4 protein-coding genes and 1 pseudogene are annotated in these 4,138 nt (G+C 71.6%); all 5 read right to left on the bottom strand.

The window, feature by feature from the left end; genetic code table 11:
- Positions 1–206 (bottom strand): annotated as a pseudogene (locus tag ROTAS13_RS20405) (hypothetical protein); the annotation flags it as partial.
- Positions 206–1,189, bottom strand: coding sequence for a flagellar motor switch protein FliG (fliG, locus tag ROTAS13_RS20400; protein ID WP_099782148.1), 984 nt, complete (start codon positions 1,187–1,189; stop codon positions 206–208). The pseudogene ROTAS13_RS20405 and the gene fliG, both read right to left, overlap by 1 nt.
- A gap of 14 nt (positions 1,190–1,203) precedes the next feature.
- On the bottom strand, positions 1,204–2,841 hold the full coding sequence (gene fliF / locus ROTAS13_RS20395) for a flagellar basal-body MS-ring/collar protein FliF (RefSeq protein WP_226946128.1): 1,638 nt from the start codon (positions 2,839–2,841) through the stop codon (positions 1,204–1,206).
- 243 nt (positions 2,842–3,084) lie between these two features.
- The gene (locus ROTAS13_RS20390; RefSeq protein WP_075823248.1) at positions 3,085–3,735 is read right to left on the bottom strand and encodes a flagellar hook assembly protein FlgD; all 651 of its coding nucleotides are present in this window, start codon (positions 3,733–3,735) and stop codon (positions 3,085–3,087) included.
- Between the two features lie 13 nt (positions 3,736–3,748).
- The coding region (locus tag ROTAS13_RS20385; protein WP_139323459.1) for a flagellar hook-length control protein FliK at positions 3,749–4,138 on the bottom strand (390 nt) is incomplete at its 5' end.

The following is a 4,138-nucleotide window of genomic DNA, read 5'->3' as shown; positions in this document are numbered from 1 at the left end:
GCCTCGCGGGCGATCCCGATCAGCGCCTCCATCTCCGCCTCGCGGTCCGGCGCGGGATCGGCCGGGGGCACGGGCGCCGCCGGGGCAGGGGCGGGCGGCGCGTCGAGGTCGGGGAACTCCAGCGCCGGCCGCTCGGGGGGCGGGGGCTGTGCCGGCACGGGCGCGCGGGTGCCGAGCAGGAGGGGAAGGAAGGCGTCGTCCCGCATCAGGTCAGCATCGCATCCTGGGTCTTGTTGATCTGGATCTGCCCCTGCGCGGCGAGATCCTTGGCCAGCGCGACCATCAGGGCCTGGGCCTCGTCCACGTCGCGCAGGCGCACAGGGCCGAGCGCCGCCAGGTCGTCCTTCAGCATCTTGCCGGCGCGTTCGGAAAGGTTGCTGAAGAACAGCCCCTTCATCTCCTCGCTCGCCCCCTTCAGCGCGAGCGCGAGCTTGTCCTTCTCCACCGTGCGCAGCAGCACCTGCACCGCCGGGCCATCCAGGCGCCGCAGGTCCTCGAAGGTGAACATCAGCGTGCGGATGCGCTCGGCGCTCTCGCGGTTGCGCTCCTCCAGCGCCGCCATGATCCGGCCCTCGGCGGAACGGTCGAGGTTGTTGAAGATCTCCGCCATCGATTCATGCGCGTCGCGATGCGTGGAGCGGGCGAGGTTGCTCATGAACTCCGCCTTCAGCGTCCGCTCCACGCCCTCCAGCGCCTCCTTCTGGATGGTCTCCATGCGCAGCATCCGCATGACGACCTCCATGGCGAAGCCTTCCGGCAGCAGCGCCAGCACCCGCGCCGCGTGGTCGGGGCGGATCTTGCTCAGCACCACCGCCACGGTCTGCGGGTATTCGTTCTTGAGGAAGTTCGCGAGCAGCGCCTCGTTCACGTTGCCCAGCTTCTCCCACATGGTGCGCCCGGCGGGGCCGCGGATCTCCTCCATGATCTGGGACACGCGGTCGGGCGGCAGGGTGCGCAGCAGCATGCGCTCCGTCGCCTCGTAGCTGCCGGTCAGCGTGCCGGTGGAGCCCATGCCCTCGGCGAACTCGCGGCAGACCTCCTCGACAGCCTCGGCCCTCACCGTGCCGAGACGCGCCATGGCCAGGGAAAGATCCCGGATCTCGTCCTTGTCCAGCTTGGCGATCAGCGTGGCCGCCTTCTCCTCGCCCATCGCCAGCATCAGCGTGGCCGCCTTCTGCGGACCCTTCATGCTCATGCTCCTGCTCAGCCTTCCACTTCGGCGGGCGCCAGCCAGCGGCGCACCAGGGCAAGGGTCTCATCCGGATAGGTGTCCACCAGCTCTCCCAGCCTGCTGATGCTGGAGGCGCGGATCTGCCCGTCCACCTGCGTCAGGCTGATCATCGCCTCCCCGCCATCGCCTTCCGCCGGGGGCAGGGCGGGCCGGCCTTCCGGTGCGTCCAGCGCCACCGCCGCCGCCGCCGCGCCAGCCGCAGGGAGCGCAGCGGTGGCCGCGGGCAGGACGGTGATGCGCCGGACCAGGGGGCGGGCCACCAGCAGCAGCGCCAGCAGCACGATCAGGGCATAGACGCCGCTCTCGATCAGCCGCGCGGTGAGGGCCGGGGACAGGTTCAGGAAGCCGCCGGCAGCCTGCGGCATCTCGGCCTCCGAGGCGGCGAAGCGCATGGAGACGAGTTCCACCCGGTCGCCGCGCCGCTCGTCGGCGCCGACCGCGCCGCGCACCAGGGCCGTCAGGCGCTGCAGCTCCTCCGGCGTGCGCTCGCGGAACTTCGGCGCGCCCTCCGGCTGCGGCTCATAGACGCCGTCCACCAGCACGGCGACGGACAGCCGCTTGAGCACCGGGCCCTCGCGCAGCGCGGAACGGACCGTCTTGCCGATCTCGTAGTTGGTGGTCTCCTCGGTGCGGCTCTCCTGCGAGCGGTCGCCATTGCCGCCCGCGGCCTCTGCGCCGGGGAGCTGGTTGGCGACGGAGACGCTGTTGTTCCCGCCCTCGCCGCTGCGCGACTGTTCCTGCGTGCTCTGGGTGGAGCGCGCCACCTGGTTGTCGGGGTCGTAGCGTTCCTCGGTGGTCTGCACACGCTCGGAGTCGAGCTCCACCGTGGCCTCGGCGCGGACCTTGCCGGCGCCCAGCGTGCGCTCCAGCAGCTCCTCGACACCCCGGGCGATGCGAAGCTCCTGCGCGTGCCGCATCTCCTCCTGCGTGCTGGCGGCGGCCGGGCCGGTCAGCGCCTCGCCGCCCCGGGCCAGCAGTTCGCCCCGGCTGTCGATGATGGAGACCGCGGACAGCTTCAGCCCCGGCACGGCGGTCGCCACGAGGTGCAGCACCGCCTGCACGCCTTCCCTGTCCAGCCGCTGCGAGCCCAGCATGCTCAGCACCACGCTGGCCTGGGCCTCGTTGGTGCGTCGGGAAAAGGCCTCGCGCTGCGGCAGGACGAGGTGGACGCGGGCGTTGCGCACGCCGGACAGGCCGCGGATGGTCCGCGCCAGCTCGCCTTCCAGCGCACGGATGCGGTTCATGTCCTGCTGGAAGGGGGTGGTGGTCAGGCTCTCGCCCCGGTCGAAGATCTCCCAGCCGACATTGCCGCCGGCGGGCAGTCCTTCCCGCGCCAGAGCGAGGCGCAGCTTCGGCACCATCTCCTCCGGCACCATCACGGTGCTGCCGCCCGCGCCGAGCTGGTAGGGGATGCGCTGCTTGTCCAGCGACTGCACCACCGCGCCCGCATCGCGCGGGTCGAGATCGGCATAGAGCAGCGCCATCGGCGGGCTGCCGGCGCGCAGGGCCAGAAAGGCGATGCTTCCCAGCAGCAGCAGCGCGACGCCTGCCAGCGCGGCCAGCTGCCGGGGGCCGAGGGCGCGGAACTGCGCCAGAGCCTGGCTCAGCACCCCGGCCTGTCCTTCCATCCGTCCCGCAACCCGTGCATCGCCTGTCTCCGCTCCAGCCTTGGGCCAGCGGGGCAAGTTTTGCCGGGGGCAGGTTAATGGGCGGTTTCCCGTGCGGCGGTGCGGGAGGAAATCGTGCCGGCCGCGCGACCGGCACCGGGGCGGCGGCCTCCGCCCCGGCGCGCTTCAGCCGCGCCGGTCCTGTTTTCGCGGGAACGGCTCCACCCGGCCGGGAGCGGTGGCGCGCTAGTTGGTGATGGAGCGGATGTCGTTGAAGTCGTAGGACGCCTTTCCGGCCAGCAGGGTCATCGCGCTGCCGTCGCGTTCCACCGAGGTCGCGCGGGCGAGGACCGTGAAGCCGAGATCGTTGGCGTTCCCGGCGGAATCGGTGCCGGTGACCTTCAGCGTATAGGCACCGTCGGCGAGCTGGGTGCCGCCGCCGGTCCTGCCGTCCCAGTTCCAGACCGTGCTGTCGCGGCCGAGCTTCACGTCTTCCTCGTAGAGGGTGGCGCCACTGCCGTTCTGCACGGCCACATGGGCCGTCGTCGCCGATCCGGCGGCCGGCAGCTTCGCCTGCGCCGCGCCGTCCTGCAGCGCGAGCTGGCTGCTTTCCACCTCGATGGTGCGGCCCAGCACCTGTGTCGCCGCGAGCTGCGAGGTCTGCTGCAGCGAGATCAGCGTCTCCAGGTTCTTGTTCATGGCGATCTGCTGCTCGACCGAGGAGAACTGCACGAGCTGCGAGGTCATCTCGTTGGTGTCCATCGGATCGTCGGGCGACTGGTTCTTCAGCTGCGTCGTCAGCAGGGTGAGGAAGTTTGTGTAGTTCTCCGACAGCGCGCTGCTGGCCGAGGAGGAGACAGAGCTGCTGGCCGAGGTGGTGCCGCTGACCGTGGTCATGGCGCTGGTCCTTTCAGATGGCGATGTCGAGGAGGCCGCGGGCGGCGAGCCGCGCCGTGGCCGGGATGCCGGTGCCGGCGTCCGTGGCGGCGAGGGTGGGCATGGGCGGGCCGGATGCGCCGTCGCGGCGCGTGCCGCCGCCGGAATCGCCGCTGGACAGCGAGAAGCTCATGCTCAGCCCGCCTTCCGGAGCGAGGCCGGCCTGCGACAGGGCACGGTTCAGCTCCGCGCCATCGCGTTGCAGCAGAGCCAGGGTTTCCGGCCGTTCCGCCTGCACATGGAGCCTGGCCCTGCCGCTGTCGCGTTCGAGGCGGATCGCCACGCGGCCGAGCTCCGCCGGTTCCAGCACCACCTCCACCCGCCCTTCCGCCCCTGTGCCCAGGCCGAGGCCGACCACGACCGG

The organism is Roseomonas sp. TAS13 (assembly GCF_001950415.1).
Taxonomy (GTDB): domain Bacteria; phylum Pseudomonadota; class Alphaproteobacteria; order Acetobacterales; family Acetobacteraceae; genus Roseomonas; species Roseomonas mucosa.
The sequence above is the reverse complement of the archived record's forward strand: the minus strand, read 5'-3'. Positions and strand labels throughout refer to the sequence as shown.

Bases quoted from the DNA above. Each gene is read 5' to 3' on its own strand.
- fliG (WP_099782148.1), bottom strand. From the start codon at position 1,189: ATGAAGGGTCCGCAGAAGGCGGCCACGCTGATGCTGGCGATGGGCGAG.
- ROTAS13_RS20390 (WP_075823248.1), bottom strand. From the start codon at position 3,735: ATGACCACGGTCAGCGGCACCACCTCGGCCAGCAGCTCTGTCTCCTCC.